This window comes from Roseovarius sp. MBR-154, assembly GCF_053628595.1.
On the sequence record NZ_JBRJGR010000004.1, the window covers coordinates 178,707 to 197,899 of the forward strand.

Sequence of the window (19,193 nt, forward strand, 5' to 3'; positions counted from 1 at the left end):
TGAACCCTGTCGCACCGGATCACTGTGGCAGATGGCGACATGTCAAAGCGAGTCTTTTTACGCGCAGTTTATGGGCAGAATGGTGATCAGTAGTCTTTTTCGAAGAACACACCGACACCGCTGTCGCCGTCATTCGAGGCCCCGCCCTTGAGCGTGACCGATTTCGAGACGTCGAGATTGATGTTGATGCGCTGCTTGCCCTCGCTGTCGGCGGTCACTTCGGTATAGATGTTGTCGGAGATATACGCCCCGGCGCTGACCTGAGTTCCGCCCTCTTCGGTCTGCGTAACGTCGAGATCCGCAAGTCCCACGGCGCTGCGCAGCCGACCCACCACGTCGTTCTCGCCGCTGCCCGTGAGCGTGGCCACGGCCGAGGCCATCTGTGCCGCCTGAAAGGGCGAGATGCTGTCGAGCCCGCGCCCGAAGATGAGCCGCGAGACGACCTCTTCCTGCGGCAGGTCCGGGTTCGAGGCGAAGGTGATCTCGGGCGCGCTCGCGAGCCCTTCGATGATGATCTGAAGCACGGTGTCCTCGACCTCGGTCTCCGCGACGAAGCGCAGGTAGGGATCGAGCGAGCCCTGCATGGTCACACGACCCTCGGTAAGGATGAGGCGTTTGCCAAGGATATCCATGCGGCCCCGGATCAGCTCGAAAAACCCGGCGGGGGCAACGTCGGCGGTGGTGCCCCGGATGCGCAGACGCCCGCCAAGCTCGGCATCAAGCCCGCGCCCGCGCACGAAGATGCGGTTGGGTGCGTTGATCGCGAGATCGAGTGCGAAGGGCCGCGATGTGCCGCCCTCTTCATTCTCGACGAGGCCCGCGCGTCGGCGCGTGGCGCGTGAGGCGGCGGGCTCGTTGACATGTTCGAGCTCGGGCAGCGAGACCGACGCCGGGCCAAGCCCGGACGGAATGCGGATATTGGTTTCCTCCAGCGTGATCGCGCCGCCGATACGTGCGCCGCCCGTGAGCGGGCCGTTTACCGTCACGTCGCCATTGGCGGTGGTGGTGTAGATCAACTGATCGGTCAGCACGAGACCCGCGAGGCCCACGTTGAGATCGCCATCATAGCCAGGGGTGAGTGAGATCGGTCCCGTCACCGTGACCTGACCGCCCTCGCGCATGCGGGCGGTGAAATCGGTCTGCACGCGCGATCGCCCGAGATTGGCGGTGCCGCTGAGATCGTCGATGGCAAGCCCGGGCTCGGGAAGCGCCACGCGCGTGCCTTCGGTGGTCACGGTCCCCGAGACCGAGGCAAGCGTGGGTGCGCCACTCACCCGCAGATCATAGCGGGCGGTGCCGTTGATCGCATTGGGCTGGATGAAGCTGTTGACCAGCGCGAGGGGCAGGGCGCCCGAGGCGGTGAGATCGAGGCGCGCGCCGTGGTCGATCACATCGCCCGAGACGGCGGCGGTGGTGCCGCCCGGCCCGGTGGCGTCGAGATTGAGACTGACGCGGCGCGCCTCGGGCCCTTGCAGGGTGACGCTGCCGGTGGCCGACAGCGGTCCCGAGAATTCGGGCGCGAAGAGGCCGAGATTGGCGAGCCGCGCGTCGATGCTGACCGGCCCGCCCGCGCTGTCACCCTCTGCGGTGAGGCTGACCTGGGGCGTTTCCAGTACGATGCTGCGGATTTCGATCCGTTCGGGCGTGCGACCTGCCTGGGCGTTGAGAGACAGCCGCCCCGCGATGAGCTGGTCAAGCTGGGCGATGCCAGTGGCGAGATCGCGGCCCTCCAGCGTGGTGCTGAGCGAGAGCGCGTTACCGCCGTCGCTGGTCTCTCCCTCTGCCGTGAGATCGACACTGCCGCGCAGGGGCTGCCCCGCGAGCGCGGCAAAGCGCGAAAGGTCCGCAACTTTCGCAGCGATGGTGCCGGTGGCGGCAAAGGCCTCGGGGTCGGGCTGCACGGTGCCGGTGGCGTCGAGCGTGGCCCCCATCAGCTCTGCGGCAAGGCCGGTGGCGGTGATCGCCCCGTCGGCGTCGCGGGCGATCATGCCGCGCGCCTCGGCCGGGCCGCTGAGGCGTTCGTCGATCAGCGACAGATCGGAGAGGTTGGCATCGAAGACGAGCTGTCCGCTTTGCTCCTCGATGATGCCCGAGCCGGAGGCGTCGATGCGCGCCGCGTCATAGGCGAGGCGCAGGTCGCGCAAGGTGACTTCACCGGCCTCATGTGCCGCCTCGATCAACAGCGTGCCGTCGCCGGCAATCAGCCCGTCAAGCTGCGCGATCCCGGTGGCGAGGTCCGAGGTTGCGGCCTCCAGCGTGATGTCGAGCTGCTGCGTCCCGATCATGCCACCGCCCCCGAGCGTGGCGTCGATGCGGCCCTCGATCGGCTGTCCAGTGATCGCGGCGAAGCGCGAGAGATCCGCCACTTCGGCCTCGATCTGGGCGGAGACCGGTAGGCCCGCGGCACCGGGCGAGAGAGAGGCCGTGCCGATAATGCGCGCGCCCATGGCCTCGACCACGAGATCGGTGAGGGTCACGTCGTCGCCGACGGCCCAGGTAACCCTTGCGCTGGTTTCGGCGGGGCCGTCGAGGCGGCGATCGGACAGGCTGAGGTCTGAGAGACTGGCGGTCACATCGAGCGCGCCCGACCGGCTGTCGAGGCGGCCTTCGGCGCGGGCGCCAAGGTGGCGGTTCTCCAGCTTAAAGCGGTCGAGCGCGGTGCCGGTGGTGTCGCGCCGGGCCTTGACCGAGAGGGTGGTTTCGGGCGCGATCAGCGGATCAGCCTGCGGAAGGCCGAGCGCGAGCCCGTCGGTGATGGCGTCAAGCGTGAGGTCGAAATCGCCGCCCAGAAGGCTGCCCGAGCCCGACAGCGTGGCATTGGCGGCCCCCGCCAGATCATGGCCCGAGAGGGCCGCGAAACGCGCCAGATCGGGCGCCTCTATGCGGGCGGTGCCGGAGACCGGGAAGCCCTCGGAGAGCGCCTCGATCCGGCCATTGGCAGCGAGGGCGGCCTCCCCCGACGCCACGCGCAGCGCGCGCAGCAGCAGCGGCTCGCCTTCGGTCCAGTCAAGGCTGACATGGCCGGCAAGTCCCGTACCTGCCGCCTCAGCCAGGGCCGGATCGGCAAGGTCGAGGCCCGCGATGTCGAATTCCGCAAGGGCCGTCACCCCGCGTGGGGCGGTGCGCCGCAGCGTGCCGCGCCCCGAGAGCGTGGCCCTGTCGAGCCGGAGATCAGGTTGCGCAAGGTCGGTCACCTCAACACTCGCGCGCCAGCGATCGCCTTGTGCGGCGTCGTAGCGCGCGCTGAGCGTGGCCTTTTCAAGTGTGACCGGCGGGCCCGCGACAGGCAGGCGGACGGGGGTCGTGCCATCGCCGATATTCCCGCTGAGGTCGAAGCGGGTCGGCCAGCCTGCCGCATCCAGTGCCAGCGTGCCGTCGAGCGCCAGTTGCGCCGCCGAAAGGTTGAGCCGGTCGATCTCGAGCGCGCCGTCGGGCGCGCGCGTGCCGGCCAGGCTGAGCGCGCTCTGCCCGCCGAAGAACGCGCGGTATTCCTCGGTCATCAGTGGGGTCAGATCGCCGTCAAGTCCGGCCTCGAACCGGGTTCCGGTCTCGCTTCCTTGCAGCGTGAGCCGCCCCGTCAACCGGTCGGTGCCGTCGGTGGCGAGCCGGAGGTCGGCGGCGTAGTCGTCGAGCGGAGCCTCGCCCTGAAGGGTCAGGGTGATGGCCGGGCTGTCGGGCAGCTTGAGCAGTGTCGCGGCGATGCCGCCCGGGGCTTCGTCAAGGGCGAGATCGAGGGCCAGTACGCGCGTGTCATTGTCGAAACCTGCCTCGAGCGAGATTTCGCCGCGCCCGTCGAGACGATTGACTTCGATATCTACCGCACCCTCGCCGCCTCCGAGTGAAAGGCTGCCGAAGAGTTCCAGCCGGATTTCCTCGCCCAGAATGGGGGCGCCAAGGGTCAGGGTTTCGGCGGAAATCTCACCGATATTGACCGAAACGGGCAGGTCGGGCAGGGCAAAGGGCTTGGCCTCTGCATCCTCGGGGGTGACGGGCTCTTCGCTCTCGGGCAGGCGCGAGAGGGTGATCTCGGCAGCGGTCAGGCTGTTGACCTCGACCCGGCCCGCGAGCAGCGCCGAGCGCGTCCAGTTGAGCGCCACATCTTGCAGCTGAAGCCAGACGCCCTCCTCGTCGGCGATGGTCAGTGTGTCCAGCGTGGCCTCGGAGGACAGCGCCCCGGCAAAACCGGTGATCCGGACCTCGCGTCCTGCCCCTGAAAGGTTGTCTTCGATCAGCGCTTGCAGAAATCCGCGATCCTCGTCGCTGTCTTGTGCGTGGAGGGGCGCGGCCAGAAGTGTGAGCGCCAGCGATATGAACAGCAGTATGCGCATCAGAACGCCTGACCAATCCCGATATATAGTTCGTATTCAGTGCCCGCGTCGCCATCGAGCGGGGTCGCAAGATCGACACGCACCGGCCCCACGGCGGTGAAATAGCGCGCGCCAAACCCGGCACCGCTGTGCCATTCACCGGTGCCCGAGCCGAGCGCGTCTTCGCCGACAAAGCCGGTATCGGCGAAGGCCACGGCCTGAATATCGCGGGCGACCATGGTGCGGATCTCGCCCGAGAATCCCATGAACGAGCGCCCGCCGATATCGGCCCCCGAGGGCAGGGTGACGCCGAGCGACTGATAACTTTGCCCGCGCACCGTGCCCGCGCCGCCCGAATAGAACAGCATGTCGGCCGGCACCTCGGAAATGCCCGCCCCCGCGACCGAGCCGAATTGCGCGCGCCCTGCAAGGGTGACGCGATCCGAACTGCCAAAGCTCAGGTAATCGCGGATATCGGCAAAGAACCGGCTGCCGAGACTGCCGCCCGTGTCGAGCCCGATGAAGGGCGTGACGGACAGGTCGACGAAAAGCCCCTCGGTCGGGTTCAGCAGGTCGTCGCGGCGGTCCCATGTCAGGCGGGACGGAAAGAGCAGGTGCTGCAATTCGCGCTTGCCCAGATCGTCGGTGATTTCGGAATAGCGGTAGGTCAGGCCGGTCTCGCCGGTCAGCTGGTCGCTGAAGATATGGGTAAGGCCGCCGCCGATCTCGGCCTTGCGCTCCTTGTAGTCCGGCTCGTCATTATCCTCGATATTGGCAAGCAGGAAGGCTCCGGTATCGGGGGTGAAGGTGGCGGGCCGGTCGATCCGTGCGCCAACGCGGAAATCCATGCCGCCGGAATCGCCGCCGATGCCGCCGATCATCGCGTCGATGCGCAGCCGCTCAGCCCCGCCCAGAAGATTGCGGTGCAGCCAGAAACCAGAGAGCGTGACGCCCTCGAGCGAGGACAGTTCCGCGCCTGCGCCAATGCGGCGGCGCTTGGCATCGACCACCTGTGCTTCCATGTCGAGCGTGCCGTCGGGGTTGGGTGTCTCGGCCTCACGCACCACGACCGAGCGGAAGGCTCCGGATCGGCGCAGGCGATTCGCGGCACGCTCCTGTTCCTCGGGCGAAAAGGTCTCGCCTGTGGGCAGGCCCGCGATCTCGCGGATGCGGGCCTCGCGGACCCGGCTTGGCCTGTCGCCCTCGTCGATCAGCAGGCTGCCGAAGCGCAGTTGTGGCCCCGGCGCGAGGGTGATTTCGGCGTCGAGCGTCTCGCGGGCATGATCGGCTACGACGTTCTGCTCGGCGACCTCGGCCTTGGCGTGACCGGCGTCGCGCCAGGCCGAGATGCCAGCGCGGGTGGCCGCGCCGATCCGGTCGCCCTTGGCCAACTCGCCGGTGGCGAATTTTTCCGGAAGTTTGGTCCCGGGCGGAAGCGGAGCCACGCGCGCCGTGTCGAAAAAGAAGCCCTTGCCCCGGTCGATGGTGATGTCGATACGCTCGATTTCTCCGGGAGCGCGCAGCGGAGGAATGGCCGCAGCTTCCTCGCCATCGACGCGGATGTTGATGTCGAGGCTATAGTACCCTTCGCCATAAAGCACGCCGACCAGCCGTCCGTAATCGGCCTGTGCCGCCGCCAGCATGTCCTGCGCGGTCGCATCCTCCTGCTCGGCGGTGCTCACGCTGAGGGAGGCAGCGCGCATCCGCTCGGTGAAATCGTCTGACGCACCGGGCACGGAGAGCGTCACATCGGTTGCCATAACCGGCAGGACCGACAGGGCCCAGGCCAATGCGGCCGAGCCGCAGGTCTTCAGATACCGTTCGATCACGCGTGACATACCCCCCGGCTCGCTTCCTCCTGTATCGCATCACAACTAGGAGATTGCCAGACCGGGGCGAGGGGAAATTCCGGTCCGGTCGCGACACCGGCGAAAAATCACTCGGCTGGCTGCGGCGCAGGCCCGTCAAGCTCGGCTTCGAGCGCCTTTTCCACCGCCCCCCGTGGCTGCGTGAACCGCGCAAGCAGATCGTAGAGGATCGGGGTCACGAAGAGCATCAGCAGCGTGGCGAGGCTGAGCCCGGCGATGATCACTGTGCCCACGGCGATGCGGCTCTCGGCGCCCGCGCCGCTGGCCAGCACCAGCGGCAGCGCGCCCAGCACGGTGGAGATCGCGGTCATCATGATCGGACGCAGGCGCAGCACCGAGGCCTCGATCACCGCATCGCGCACATCGCGGCCCTCGTCGCGCAGCTGATTGGCGAATTCGACGATCAGAATACCGTTCTTGGAGATCAGGCCGATCAGCAGGATGATCCCGATCTGGCTGTAGACGTTGAGCGACAGACCACCCACAACCATGGCATAGATCGCGCCCGCCACGCCGGTGGGCACGGTGAGCATGATCACGACGGGGTGCAGGAAGCTCTCGAACTGCGCGGCGAGCACGAGGTAGACGATCACGAGTGCCAGCACGAATACCACGCCGAGCCCGCCGGAGGTGTCCTTGTAGGTGCGCGATTGCCCGTCATAGCCCAGCTTGGCCTCGGCGGGCAGGATCTCGGCGGCAATGGTTTCAAGCTGCGCCAGCACGTCGCCCAGTTCCGCATCGGGGGCAAGTGCGCCGGAAAGCTGGATCGAGGGCAGCCGGTCGAAGCGTTGAAGCGAAGGTGCAGCGGCGTTTTCCTTGAGCGTCACCAGCGCGCCCAGAGGCACCAGCGTCTCGCCGTCGGCGGCACGGATGAAGATGTTTTCGATATCCGTAGGGGTGCGCCGGTCCTCGTCCTCGGCCTGCACCAGAACCGGGTATTCGCGGCCCCGGCTGACAAAGGTCGTGACCTCGCGCGAGGCCAGCATCGTTTGCAGCGTGGTGGCGATCACCTCGGCGGAGATGCCGAGGTCGTCGGCGCGTTCTCGGTCGATCTCGATATCGAGCTGCGGCAGGTTTTCCTCGAAATTGATTTCAGGGTTCACCAGCCCCTCGACGCCCTCGGCGCGTTTGAGGAATTCGGTGGCCCAGCCTTCGATGCTTTCGAAGTCGGGCCCGCCGATCACCACCTGAACCGGGGTCGAGCTGCCGCGCAGACCAAGGCCCGCAGGTGTCACCGGAAAGCCGCGCGCGATGGTCACCTGGCTCATTTGCGGTGCGAGATCGCCGACCAGCGCCGATACCGGGCGGTCGCGCTCTTCCCAGGGCGCGAGGCGGAACACCACGAAGGAGCGCCACGCGCGCCCGCCCCAGCCGGTGAAGGTGAACACGGTTTCGATCTCACCGCTTTCGACATAGGGCACGAGCAGTTTCTCGACCTGACGCGCGGCCATGTCGGAATGCGGCACGGTCGAGCCTTGCGGTGCGGTGAGCGGCACGAAACCGACGCCGCGATCCTCGCGCGGGGCAAGTTCGCGCGGCAGGCCGTCGTAGAAAAGCGCGGCACCGGCCGTGATGACAAGCGTCACCGGCAAGACCACCAGCGGCATGCCGATGGCGCGGGTCAGAAGCACACGATAGGCGCGCTGGATGAAGGGGGTGCCATGCGCGCGGCCATCCTTGCGGGCCTTGCGCGCGCGCAGCACCTTCGAGGCCAGCGCCGGGCAAGCGGTCAGCGCCACAAAGGTCGAGATCGCGACGGTGCCTGCCATGACCCAGCCGAATTCCACGAAGAGCCGTCCGACCTGTCCGGGCATGAACGACAGCGGCACGAAGACCGCGATCAGCGTCAGCGAGGTGGCGATGACGGCAAAGGTCACCTGCCGCGCGCCCTTGAGGCTCGCGACCAGCGGGCTTTCGCCCTCTTCGATGCGGCGCTGGATGTTCTCCAGAACGACAATGGCATCATCGACCACGAGGCCGATCGACAAAAGCAGCGCCAGAAGGGTCAGCGTATTGAGCGAAAACCCCCAGAGGCCGATCAGAAGAAAACTGCCGATCAGCGCGACCGGGATGGTGATGGCGGGAATGAGCGTGGCGCGGATGCTCTTGAGAAACAGCAGGATCACAGCCACCACCAGCGCCAGCGAGATGAAGAGCGCCGTCACCACCTCGCGGATCGAGGCCCCGACAAAGAGCGCGTCATCCGAGCCGACGATAATCTTCATGCCCTCGGGCAGGCTGCGCTCCATCGCCTTCATCTCCGCGCGCACCGCTTTGGAAATCTCCAGTGTGTTGGATTGGCTCTGGCGCAGGATCCACATGCCCACGGCGTCGGTGCCGTTGGTGCGCACCACCGTGGTGTCGTCGGCCACACCCGGCTCCACCCGCGCGACATCGCCCAGGCGCACCGGGTAGCCTGCCACCCGGTCGATCACGATGGCGCGGAAATCCTCGATGCTGTCGAGGCGGCTGTTGAGACGCACGGAGAGCTGACGATTGAACGATTCCACCTCGCCCGCAGGCAGTTCGATATTGTTGCGCCGGAGCGCTGCCTCGACGTCCGAAACGGTGAGGTTGCGCGCCGCGAGCGCGCGCCGGTCGATCCAGATGCGCACCGCGAAGGGCCGCTCGCCCACCAGATTGACATTGGCCACCCCGTCGAGCGTGGCAATGCGGTCGACGATCAGCCGGTCGACGTAATCGGTGATCTCGGCGGTGGTCATCCGGTCCGAGGTGACGGCGATGCGCATCACCGGGTCGGCATCGGCGTCGGACTTGACGACCTCGGGCTCGTCCGCCTCTTCCGGCAACTCGCCACGCACCCGGCCCACGGCGTCGCGCACATCGTTGGCAGCGACGTCGATATCGACACTGCTGTCGAATTCGATGGTCACGCGCGAGCGGCCCTGACGGCTTTCGGAGCTGATCGTGCGGATGCCCGAGATGGTGGCGATGGCACCCTCGATGGTTTCGGTGAGGTCGGTGTCGATCACCTCGGGCGCGGCGCCGCGATAGGTGGTGGTGACGGTGACGACGGCGTTGTCCACATCCGGCAGTTCGCGCACTGCCAGGCCGCGCAGCGCTGCAAGGCCGAAGATCACGATCAGCAGGCTCATCACCGCCGCGAGAACGGGACGGCGCACCGAGATGTCAGACAGTGTCATGTCGGCTGCTCCGGCTCGGCGTTGGCCGAGGCGGTGGCTGCATCATCGGTCTTGAGCACGTTCAGCGGACTGCCGTCGCGCACCCGTTGCAACCCGCGCACCACCACCGCCTCTCCTTGCTCGAGACCCGACAATATCGCGATGCGCCCGTCCTGGCGCTGCCCAGTCCTGACGACCCGGCGGTGCGCGACATTGTCCGTGTCAGCGACAAAAACATAGGTTTCAGCGGCCTGGAAGATGATCGCCTCTTCCGGCACGGTGACACGTTCGTCCTGTGACAGGATCAGGGTAAGCGACAGGAACATGCCCGCAGGCAGTGTGCTGTCGGGGTTGGGCACAACGGCCCGCGTGCGGAAGGCACGGCTGACCGGGTCGATGCGGCTGTCCACGACGTCGATGGTTCCGATGAACTCGCGGTCGGGAAAGGCGGCGCTTCGGGCAATTACCTGCTGGCCTCGACTGACCTGGGCAAAGACTGTCTCGGGCAGCGAGAATTCGACCTCGACCTCGCTCAGGTCGTCAAGCCGGGTCAGCACCTGCCCCTCTTCCACGCGCGCTCCGGTGTCGTAATTGGTCAGCCCAACCACCCCGGCGAAGGGCGCGGTGATGCGACGATCCTCCAGCCTGCGGCGGGCACGGTCGAGATCGGCCTCGGCCTCGGCAAGACGGGCGATGGCCTCTTCCAGCGTGGCGAGTGAGACGGCGTTTGTCTCGCGCAACTGTCGGGCCCGCTGCACGGCCTGGCGCTGTTCGGTGAGCACCGCCTCGGCCTCGGACAGGTCGGCGCGCTCGATGGTGTCTTCGAGTCGTGCCAGGACGTCGCCTTTTTCGACGCGGCTGCCGGGAGAGATTGTCAATTCGACGAGACGGCCATCGACCTCCGGCACGATGTCGATGGAGCGGACCGCACGAGTGGTGCCGACGGCCTCGATAGTGCGGCGCAGGGTTTGGGTTTCCGCGCGTGCCAGTTCGACGGTGGCCGGGGGAACGCTGTCCGGTCCGGATTGCTCGGCGGGGGTGGCGGCATGATGGGTCCGGTAGTACTCATAGCCCCCGTAGGACAGCCCCGCGATCACGCAGAGCAGCAGAAGCTGTTTGAGAATGGACATTTTCGCGTGCCTTTCCTTGGGCCTCGGAACGGTCGCCAAGATCTTGCCCCGCGACCCTAACCGATACGAAACGTATAGTAAGCCGCGTGAAAGGCAACTCTTTGTGAGCCTGCCCTCAGAGGCCGCCACGATAGTCGTGGATCGCGGCGTGTGTCCGTTGCCAGAGATCGGGAAGTGTCGCCAGCCGCGCCGCCTGCGCAGTGCGGTCGCCCGAGAGGAACGCCTCCTCGGTCGCGGCGAGACCGGATTGGAAGGCGCGCGCGCCGCAGGTGGCAGCCGTGCCTGCGAGATGATGCAACCGGCTGAGGAGCACGTCGTCGGGTAGAATATCGTCCCGGTTCAGTACGGCGATCAGCGCGGCACCTTCCGTCTCGAACATCCGCAGGATGTCGCTGATCCGCGCGTCAGGCAGGCTGCGTGCCACTTGATCGAGATAATGATGATCGAGCCAAGGCAGGGCCACCGCGGTGGGCAGGATTTCCGCAGCCGACAAGGCGGCCCCCTCGGCCAGGATCCGGCGCAACGCGTTTCGGCTGAGCGGCTTGGTCCTGACTTCGTCGATCCCTGCCTCGATCAGGGTCTCGACCATCTCGTTTCCCGCATGCGCGGTAAGAGCCACGATCCGGGTTCCGGCGCAGGGACCATCACCCGAACGGATCGCGCGCGCAGCCGCAATTCCGTCCATGTTCGGCATGTTCACATCCATTAGGACCAAATCCTGGGCCGCCGCCTCCGCCGCCGCAACACCGGCTATGCCGTCCTGCGCGAGGGTTACGTGGTGCCCGTCACGCCTGAGCATGGCTTCGATTACCAGCCGATTGGTAGGATTATCTTCGACGACCAGCACTCGGGCCGGTCTCGCAGGAGCGGCATCTGCAAGGTCCAGAGATGCCGCGCGGCGCGGAATGCATGAGCGCAGTGGCAGGCGCAGCCAGAACAGGCTGCCCTCGCCCAACTCGCTCTCGGCACCGATGCTGCCGCCCATCAGCGACGCAAGTTGACTGGCGATCCCGAGACCGAGCCCGGTGCCCTCGGGCCGCTCCCCGTCCGGATGCTCGGCGCGCATGAAATCGTCGAACACATACGGCAGATCGCTTTCCGAGATCCCGATGCCGGTATCGGCGACCTGAATCTCCACCACATTCGTCGCCGCATCCGGCCACGCCTCCAGGGTGATTTCCCCGTCGCGCGTGAACTTGATCGCGTTGGACAGCAGGTTGAGCAGCACCTGGTGCAGCCGGTCCGGATCGCCCCTGACCACGCCCAACTGCCCGGCGGGCGTCAGGAGGCGCAGGCGGTTGCCGCGGGCAGCCGCGGCTGCGGATTGACTGTCGAGCAGATCGGCCAGAAGTTGATCGAGATCGAACTCCGTGTAGTTCAGCCGCAGCTTTCCGGACTCGGCCAATGTGATGTCGAGCGCATCGGTGATCTGCGTCAGTAGCAACTTCCCCGACGATCGCATGATCCGCACATAGCTTTCCTGTTCGACGTTCAGCCCGGTCTCGCCGAGCAGTTCGAGCGCGCCAAGAATGCCGTTGAGCGGCGTACGCATCTCGTGGCTGATCATCCCGAGAAAGCGCGCCTTGGCCTGCTCGCCTGCGAGCGCGCGATCGTGGGCCGAGGCGATTTCCGACTGCGCCGCGCGCCGCACCGAGATATCGCTTATGAAACAGATGCAAACCGGGGCGTCGCCGCGCGCGGCAAGATCGGCGGAGAGTTCCGCCGCGAAGCGGCGCCCGCTCAGGCTGTGCCCGGTGAGGCTGTCGGATCGGAACGGGCGCTCGGCGCAGGCCTCCATCAGGCGCGCGGCATCCATGCGCACCTCCTGCGCCCCGGTCACGAGGTCGGCGACCCGGATATCGCCGGTTTCCTGCGGCGGCAGATCAAACATGCGCCGGGCGCGCTCGTTGCTCTCGAGCAGGTGTCCCTCGCTGTCGATCACAAGAATCGCATCCTGCGAGGTGTTGAGGATCGTTGCCAGCCGGTTTGAGCTGCGTCGGTTTTCCTCGGCGCGCAGGCGATGGCTCCGGTACAGACGCCAGAGCATGATCAGCAGGGTGAAGAGCGCCGCCACCATCAGCAGGATCAGGACCGTGAGGGTCACGATCTGCGAGGTCAACGCCGCGCGCTCGGCATCGGATCGGCGCGCATCGACGGTGATCGCCTCAGTTGCCACGGTGCGGATCGGTGCTGCCATGCGCCGGGCGAGCGCGGCAAGTTCGGTGCGCCCGGCATCGAGTTGCCCGTCAGGTGCGTCGATGATCGGCACCATCTGCGCCAACAACGCCAACATCAGCGCAAGCTCGTCCTCCAGGGCAGCGTCGCGGATCGCCTGCGGATAGACATCGCCGCGTTGCAGGGTCATGATCCGGCTGTACAGCAGGTCGAACCGTCGGCGTAGGTGATGAAGCGCCTCCGGATCGGTGTCGGAGAACTGCTCCAACTTCATCAGGAAGCGCAGGTGATCGACTTCAAGCTGCGACATGGTCCAGTGCAGGTTGTCCTGCTTGGCGCGACCGTAGTGATCGAGCTTGCCCAGAACCTGCACGGTAAGCAGCGCCGCTGCCAGCATGCAGGCCGCTGCAAAGGCGCTCAGGATGCTCAGCGCAAGCCGATCGCGGGTCGGCATGCTGGGATCTGTCGTGGCACTCATCCGGTTTCATTCCAGGGCGCGCGCCATGCGCGGCGGGTGGTGATTCAGTCACGCAGCCAGACACTGCGTTGCGGAGCGCAACATCGGCCAGGACGTGATGCTCCGGAACCGCTGGCCTCGCATGTCATGCCCTGCGTCATTTTGTGCAAAGGCTATCCTTGGCAAGTCTTGACCGAGTATCGAGACGGCCATGCCCTCGGAATAATCTTTTCACTGCAAGAATTCCAGTATCTCCACGCGCACCCGTAGAAAGCACAGGAAAAGCCGTGTTGACCTCAATTGCTCGTCAGAACAAATCGCGCCCATGTTAGACCGGCGCTTTGGGATCCGCGCCGACAGCGGCAGCTCAGCCGCTCATTTCCCGCTCGGGCGAAACCCGGTGTCGCGCGAAGTGCGACGACAAAATGTGATGAAACCGTTGTCATCTTACCGGTCGAATGCATAAGTGTTGTGCAGGTTGCGGTGGTGTGTGCGCGGCGCATGCGGTGTTCCGGCGCAATGAAAGGAAGAGACATGGGCAGGCTCTTGCTGGCCGACGATCATGACCTCGTCCGAGAGACGGTCGCCGAATTTTTGCGCAACCAAGGCGGGTTTTCCGTCGAGGTTGCGGATTGTCTTGATGCAGCGCTGGCCGTGCAGCGGCAGGCGGGGCCGTTCGACTTGGTGCTACTGGATTTCCAGATGCCGGGGATGGAGGCGCTGAGCGGGCTGGAGCGTATGCGGGCGCAGGCGGGCTGTCCGGTGGCGATCCTGTCGGGCACGGCGCCGCCAGACGTGGCACGTCGGGCGCTGCGCGCCGGGGCGGCAGGCTTTCTGCCCAAGACGCTCAACCCGCAATCGCTGATCGCGGCTGTCCAACATATGCTATCGGGCAAGGTCTATGCCCCGCTGGGGTTTCTCCTTGATAACGAGCCGGAAGGAGACGGCCCCCGGCTGACCCCGCGCGAACGCGCCGTTCTGATAGGGGTGTCGGAGGGTAAATCCAACAAGGAAATCGCCCGCGATCTCGACATTCAGGAGGTGACGGTGAAGCTGCATCTCAAGACCCTGTCGCGGAAACTGGGCGCGCGCAATCGCACCCACGCCGCGATGATCGCCCGCGATCTGGGCTATGCCTGATGGAGGGATAGGCGCCATTGCAGCGGCGGTGCACTGAGGGGCCGGCCCTCGCCATCCGAACAAAAGGTAACTGTTGGATGGTTTTCGTGTGAACTGACGCCCTATTGCATGGCTCGGAGCACCCCTTGCTGAAAACGAGAACCCCGCCTTGCGGCGGGGTTTTGTGTTGAGTGTCTTCAGACCTCGGCTCACGCCCGGCGGCGACGGCTGCGGGAACCCGCGCGGCCACCTGCACGAACCTCGTCGCCGGGTTTCGGCGGGGCTTTGTTGAACTTGATCCAGTTGCCGCCATGGGGGTCGTTGTTGGTCAGGAAGTTGGCGGCCATGATCGCCTCCATCTCCTTGCCCGCGCGCGGCGTCATCGAGCCTAGGCCGAACAACTGGCAGAAGGTCTCGTCGTCCATGTCTTCGGGCAGGATCAGACCGGCGGCGGCGACCTCGGCCTTTTTCGCCTCGATCTCGGCCTGTTTCACCGGCAGCGCGATCGGGTTCATGATCGCTGACGTCATGCCCGCACCCATGGCCATTGGCAAAAACGCGTTGTTGATGCCGTGACGGTTGGGCAGACCGAACGAGATATTCGATGCACCGCAAGTGGTGTTCACCCCCAGTTCCTCGCGCAGGCGGCGCACCAGGGTGAAGACCTGCTGACCGGCGGTCGCCATGGCCCCGATCGGCATCACCAGCGGGTCGACCACGATGTCATGCGCGGGGATGCCGAAATCGGCAGCGCGCTCGACGATCTTTTTCGCGACGGCGAAACGCACGTCGGGGTCTTCGGAAATCCCTGTGTCGTCGTTGGAGATGGCGACAACGGGGACGTTGTATTTCTTGACCAGCGGCAGCACGTATTCGAGACGCTCTTCCTCACCCGTCACCGAATTGAGCAGTGGGCGGCCATGGGCGGCCTTGAGACCGGCCTCGAGCGCTGCGGGAACCGAGCTGTCGATGCAGAGCGGCAGATCGACGAGACCCTGCACCAGCTCGATCATCTTGGTCATCAGCGGCGGTTCGGTCTCGTTCGGGTTGGGGTTGGAGTTGTAGACCACGCCCGCGTTGATATCGAGCACGGTGGCGCCCGCGGCGGCCTGCGCGATGGCGTCGGATTCGACGGTCGAGAAATCGCCCGCCTCAAGCTCGGCGGCGAGCTTCTTGCGGCCGGTGGGGTTGATGCGTTCGCCAATGACGCAGAACGGCTCGTCAAAGCCGATGACGGCGGTTTTGGTTTTGCTCTCGACGATGGTGCGGGTCATGGTCTGGTCTTATCCTTGCTGGTTGGCGGGCGTGGCCGAAGCCCCGCCGTTTTCGATGGCCCATTCGGCATTGGCCTTGATCCCGCCGAGCGGGAAGAAATGCACATGCTCGATGTTGAAATTCGGGTTCGCGGCCTTGTGGGCGGCGAGTTCGCTGAGGACGTCGGTCGGCTCGTAGGGCAGGAGCAGTTTCGAGACGTCCATGGCGCGTTTTTGCAGGACCTTGAGCGAGGGGCCGACACCGCAGGCGATGGCGAATTTGATCAGGGTCTGCAACTTGGCGGGACCGGCGATGCCGATGTGGATGGGCAGGGTGATGCTTGCCGCGCTGAGGCTGTCGGCCCAGGCGATGATCGGCTTGGCGTCAAAGGCGAATTGCGTGGCGAGGGCCATTTTCGCATCGGTGGTTTCCGAGAATTTCTGTTTCCAGCGAAGCGCATCCTCGACGTTCTTCATGCTGCCGTCGGGGTCGATGTCCTTGTTGCCCTCGGGGTGGCCTGCGACATGCAGGCGCTTGAAGCCCGCGCGGTCGAATTCGCCGGATTCGAGAAGCTGGATCGAGCTTTCGAACGCGCCATGCGGAGTGGAGACACCACCGGCGAGCAGGAGGGCCTGATCGACATTGGCCTCGCCCTGATAGCGGGCAATCCAGTCGGCCAGCGTGGCGCGGTCCTTGATGATGCGCGCGGGGAAGTGCGGCATGACGGGGTAGCCATCGGCATTGAGCCGCGCGGCGGTGGCGACCATATCCTCGATCGGCGCGCCCTCGATATGGGCGATATAGACGCGGGTGCCGGCGGGCAGCAGGTCGCGGAAATTCTCGACCTTTTCGGCGGTGCGCGGCATCACCTCGATGGAATAGCCCTCAAGGAACGCCTCGAGTTGGCCATTCGCGGGGGTGAATTTCTCACGCTTCTTGAAGTTGAAAAGTGCCATTGCGGCCTCCCATATCGAACCGGGGCGCATTCACGCCCAGCCATTGTTGGCGATCAGGGTTTTGATGCGGTCCTGATCATACTCAGCATCGAGCCGCGCCGCCTCGGATTTGGCGACGGCGTCGGGCTCGCCTTCCACGGGATAGGGATCAGCCTTGCGCCATTCGGCGAGGTAGTCGTCGGTGCCTGCGGCACCCGTCTTCATCGCTGCGCGGTCGATGGCCTGCTCGAAGCGTTCGGGCAATTGCACCTTGGCTCCGCGACGCCCCTTGCCGACGATGACCTGAGCGGGGATGTCCCGCCAAAAGACGATGGTGACGTCAACCATGCTGATTCCTTTCTCCTCAAGGCTCCTACCTAATGCAGGGCGGGCACGCGTCAGTGCATGATTTCGACAGAACGGGAGCGTCATGCGACGCGGCGAGAATAGCCGGGGCGCATTCGGGGAGCCATGGGCAGGAATGGGAAAATGATTCATGATCTTCATCGGATCATCGCAACGCTTGCGCGAGCGCGCAGATGACATTACCTTGAGGACAACTTGAAATGGAGGGCGTGTTGTCATGGCGCCCAAGCGTCCCGAAAGTGCGGGCGCGATCCCGAAACCGGTTGAGAGCCCCGCACTGAGCCTGCCGGATCAGCCGTCGCTATATGCGGCGCTGGATCTGGGAACGAACAGTTGCCGCATGCTGATTGCCCGTCCCGAGGGCACGCAGTTCAAAGTCGTGGACAGTTTTTCAAAATCGGTGCAGTTGGGGGCGGGGCTGGAACGCTCGGGTAGGCTCTCTCGCGCCTCGATCTACCGAACCATTCAGGCGCTGCGGGTCTGTCGGCAAAAGCTCAAGCGGCACAGGGTGACACAGATGCGTCTGGTGGCGACCGAGGCCTGCAGGCGCGCGAGCAATGGTGCCGATTTCATGGCGCGGGTGGAGCGCGAGACGGGCCTGCGGCTCGACATCATAAAGCCCGAGGAAGAGGCGCGGCTGGCGGTCGTGTCCTGCGCCCCCTTGGTGAGTGCCGGGACCGAGCAGCTCCTGGTGGTGGATATCGGCGGTGGGTCAACCGAACTGGTATGGATCGACCTGCGCGACGTGCCGCAGCCGGAACGCCGCCGCGCGATCATGCGCATGCATCTCGGCTTTCAATCTCCCGACGGGCGGCCGGGCGCGCGGGTGGTCGACTGGATCAGCGTGCCCCTAGGCGTAGCGACGCTGCGTGATCAGTTTCGCGATGTCGAGGATGACAGCGCGCGCTTTGCGCTAATGAGCTGGTACTTCGAGGAGAACCTCGCGGAATTCGCCCCGTACAAGGACGAGCAGACGCGCGAGGGCTTTCAGATCGTCGGCACATCCGGCACCGTGACCACGGTGGCAGCAAGCCACCTTGGCCTGAAGCGCTATGATCGCAACAAGGTGGACGGTCTGACCATGACCAGCGACGAGATCGACAAGGTGATTCGCACGTATCTGGCGCTCGGCCCCGCGGGGCGCAGGCGTGATCCACGGATCGGGCTGGACCGGCAGGCACTGATCATGTCGGGGGCGGCGATCTTGCAGGCGCTGCTCAGATGCTGGCCTACGGACCGGCTGAGCGTGGCGGATCGCGGGCTGCGCGAGGGCATGCTCTACGCGCAGATGGCAGCGGATGGCGTATTGATGGACGGGGACGACTGATGGCGAAGGGGCCGGACGGCAAAAACACCTCGGGGCGCGGGCAGCGCGACCTGACGGTCAAGGTCAAGACGGCGCGAGGACGGCGGGCGTCTTCGACGCGCTGGCTGCAACGGCAATTGAATGACCCTTATGTCAAACGCGCGCAGTTGGAAGGCTATCGCGGACGCGCGGCGTTCAAGATCATGGAGCTTGATGACAAGTTCCGCTTTCTGGTGCCGGGCGCGCGGGTGGTCGATCTTGGCTGCGCGCCGGGCGGCTGGTGTCAGGTGGCGGTGCCGCGCGTCAACGCGCTTGGCGAGAAGGCGGGCAAGGCGCAGGGCCGCATCCTGGGCGTCGACCTGCAGGAGGTGGAGCCGATTGCGGGTGTCGAATTGCATCAGCTTGACTTCATGGAAGATGGCGCCGACGAAAAGGTCAAGGACTGGCTTGGCGGCCGCGTCGATGTGGTGATGTCGGACATGGCGGCCTCCTCCTCGGGGCACAAGCAGACCGACCATCTGCGCATTATCGCGCTGTGCGAGGCGGCGGCCTATCTGGCCTTCGACGTGCTGGAAGAGGGCGGCACGTTTGTCTCGAAGGTGCTGGCCGGGGGTGCCGAGGGCGAGCTGCAGAAATTGCTGAAGCAGCGCTTTGCCAAGGTGGCAAACGTCAAACCGCCCGCGTCGCGGTCCGACAGTTCCGAGAAATTCGTGGTGGCGACCGGGTTTCGGGGATGATGTCCGGTGGGGCTGTCGGGCGCTGCGCGGCGGTGCCTGCGGCACCTTGAGCCGGCGCATTTGTGCCAGAGGCGAACGCCCCCTTCAGGGCATCCCTCGCCATCCGCCCCCGTATCCTACCGTCTCGCGCGCAGGTCACCCTCGCCATGCAGCGAGCGGTGCGCCCCGGCTGCAAACCGCCGCAACTGCGACGGATCGGGCGGCATCTGTTGCGCGAGGCGCAGATGCACCTGCCGGGCAAGACCGTCCTGGCGGATAAGTTCGAACAGCCGCGCGTGGCGCACGGGCGAGGGCAGCTCGGTGGGCATGGCGTGGGGCATGAATTCGCTTTTCATTCGGCACCGGATCAGGATGATGTGCCCATGTTGACAGGTGATTAAGGCGGATCGTGGTCCG

At 65.7% G+C, this 19,193-nt stretch carries 12 protein-coding genes; 3 read left to right on the forward strand and 9 right to left on the reverse strand.

Annotated features, from left to right (window positions below; translation table 11 throughout):
- Positions 1–86 precede the first annotated feature (86 nt).
- From ACSSV4_RS07445 to ACSSV4_RS07465, 5 genes are all read right to left on the reverse strand, one after another.
- The gene (locus ACSSV4_RS07445; RefSeq protein ID WP_454274409.1) at positions 87–4,328 is read right to left on the reverse strand and encodes a translocation/assembly module TamB domain-containing protein; all 4,242 of its coding nucleotides are present in this window, start codon (positions 4,326–4,328) and stop codon (positions 87–89) included.
- Positions 4,328–6,145, reverse strand: a complete 1,818-nt coding sequence (locus ACSSV4_RS07450) for an autotransporter assembly complex protein TamA (RefSeq protein ID WP_454274410.1) — start codon at positions 6,143–6,145, stop codon at positions 4,328–4,330. Before ACSSV4_RS07450 ends, ACSSV4_RS07445 begins: the two co-directional genes overlap by 1 nt.
- Positions 6,146–6,243: 98 nt before the next feature.
- Positions 6,244–9,339 (reverse strand): efflux RND transporter permease subunit, encoded by a 3,096-nt coding sequence (locus ACSSV4_RS07455; protein WP_454274411.1) that lies wholly within the window; start codon positions 9,337–9,339, stop codon positions 6,244–6,246.
- Positions 9,336–10,448 (reverse strand): efflux RND transporter periplasmic adaptor subunit, encoded by a 1,113-nt coding sequence (locus tag ACSSV4_RS07460; protein WP_454274412.1) that lies wholly within the window; start codon positions 10,446–10,448, stop codon positions 9,336–9,338. Before ACSSV4_RS07460 ends, ACSSV4_RS07455 begins: the two co-directional genes overlap by 4 nt.
- Positions 10,449–10,563: 115 nt before the next feature.
- Positions 10,564–13,077 carry an ATP-binding protein gene (locus ACSSV4_RS07465; protein ID WP_454274413.1) on the reverse strand — a complete coding sequence of 838 codons (2,514 nt, stop codon included), beginning with the start codon at positions 13,075–13,077 and terminating at the stop codon, positions 10,564–10,566.
- 537 nt (positions 13,078–13,614) lie between these two features.
- Here ACSSV4_RS07465 and ACSSV4_RS07470 point away from each other — a divergent pair.
- The gene (locus tag ACSSV4_RS07470) at positions 13,615–14,220 is read left to right on the forward strand and encodes a response regulator transcription factor (protein WP_454274414.1); all 606 of its coding nucleotides are present in this window, start codon (positions 13,615–13,617) and stop codon (positions 14,218–14,220) included.
- A gap of 188 nt (positions 14,221–14,408) precedes the next feature.
- On the opposite strand, the gene ACSSV4_RS07475 is transcribed toward ACSSV4_RS07470, so the two are convergent.
- From ACSSV4_RS07475 to ACSSV4_RS07485, 3 genes are read right to left on the reverse strand one after another with little or no spacing between them, the layout of a single operon-like run.
- Positions 14,409–15,473: a methyltetrahydrofolate cobalamin methyltransferase gene (locus tag ACSSV4_RS07475; RefSeq protein ID WP_454274415.1), complete on the reverse strand. Its 1,065-nt coding sequence runs from the start codon at positions 15,471–15,473 to the stop codon at positions 14,409–14,411.
- 9 nt (positions 15,474–15,482) lie between these two features.
- The gene (locus tag ACSSV4_RS07480) at positions 15,483–16,409 is read right to left on the reverse strand and encodes a methylenetetrahydrofolate reductase (protein WP_454274416.1); all 927 of its coding nucleotides are present in this window, start codon (positions 16,407–16,409) and stop codon (positions 15,483–15,485) included.
- Positions 16,410–16,439: 30 nt separating this feature from the next.
- Complete coding sequence (locus tag ACSSV4_RS07485) at positions 16,440–16,736, reverse strand: virulence factor (RefSeq protein WP_454274417.1); 297 nt, start codon at positions 16,734–16,736, stop codon at positions 16,440–16,442.
- A gap of 235 nt (positions 16,737–16,971) precedes the next feature.
- On the opposite strand from ACSSV4_RS07485, the gene ACSSV4_RS07490 reads away from it, so the two are divergent.
- Together ACSSV4_RS07490 and ACSSV4_RS07495 are read left to right on the forward strand one after the other, a co-directional pair.
- Complete coding sequence (locus ACSSV4_RS07490; RefSeq protein WP_454274418.1) at positions 16,972–18,081, forward strand: Ppx/GppA phosphatase family protein; 1,110 nt, start codon at positions 16,972–16,974, stop codon at positions 18,079–18,081.
- Entirely contained in the window at positions 18,081–18,797 is a 717-nt protein-coding gene (locus tag ACSSV4_RS07495; RefSeq protein WP_454274419.1) for an RlmE family RNA methyltransferase, read from the forward strand. Before ACSSV4_RS07490 ends, ACSSV4_RS07495 begins: the two co-directional genes overlap by 1 nt.
- Positions 18,798–18,913: 116 nt before the next feature.
- Here ACSSV4_RS07495 and ACSSV4_RS07500 read toward each other — a convergent pair whose 3' ends face one another.
- Positions 18,914–19,132, reverse strand: a complete 219-nt coding sequence (locus tag ACSSV4_RS07500) for a hypothetical protein (RefSeq protein ID WP_454274420.1) — start codon at positions 19,130–19,132, stop codon at positions 18,914–18,916.
- Between the last annotated feature and the right edge of the window lie 61 nt (positions 19,133–19,193).

Coding starts and splice junctions, on each gene's coding strand:
- ACSSV4_RS07465 (WP_454274413.1), bottom strand. CDS start 13,077: ATGCCGACCCGCGATCGGCTTGCGCTGAGCATCCTGAGCGCCTTTGCA.
- ACSSV4_RS07500 (WP_454274420.1), bottom strand. CDS start 19,132: ATGAAAAGCGAATTCATGCCCCACGCCATGCCCACCGAGCTGCCCTCG.
- ACSSV4_RS07460 (WP_454274412.1), bottom strand. CDS start 10,448: ATGTCCATTCTCAAACAGCTTCTGCTGCTCTGCGTGATCGCGGGGCTG.
- ACSSV4_RS07470 (WP_454274414.1), top strand. CDS start 13,615: ATGGGCAGGCTCTTGCTGGCCGACGATCATGACCTCGTCCGAGAGACG.
- ACSSV4_RS07455 (WP_454274411.1), bottom strand. CDS start 9,339: ATGACACTGTCTGACATCTCGGTGCGCCGTCCCGTTCTCGCGGCGGTG.
- ACSSV4_RS07450 (WP_454274410.1), bottom strand. CDS start 6,145: ATGTCACGCGTGATCGAACGGTATCTGAAGACCTGCGGCTCGGCCGCA.
- ACSSV4_RS07475 (WP_454274415.1), bottom strand. CDS start 15,473: ATGACCCGCACCATCGTCGAGAGCAAAACCAAAACCGCCGTCATCGGC.
- ACSSV4_RS07480 (WP_454274416.1), bottom strand. CDS start 16,409: ATGGCACTTTTCAACTTCAAGAAGCGTGAGAAATTCACCCCCGCGAAT.
- ACSSV4_RS07445 (WP_454274409.1), bottom strand. CDS start 4,328: ATGCGCATACTGCTGTTCATATCGCTGGCGCTCACACTTCTGGCCGCG.
- ACSSV4_RS07485 (WP_454274417.1), bottom strand. CDS start 16,736: ATGGTTGACGTCACCATCGTCTTTTGGCGGGACATCCCCGCTCAGGTC.
- ACSSV4_RS07495 (WP_454274419.1), top strand. CDS start 18,081: ATGGCGAAGGGGCCGGACGGCAAAAACACCTCGGGGCGCGGGCAGCGC.
- ACSSV4_RS07490 (WP_454274418.1), top strand. CDS start 16,972: ATGGCGCCCAAGCGTCCCGAAAGTGCGGGCGCGATCCCGAAACCGGTT.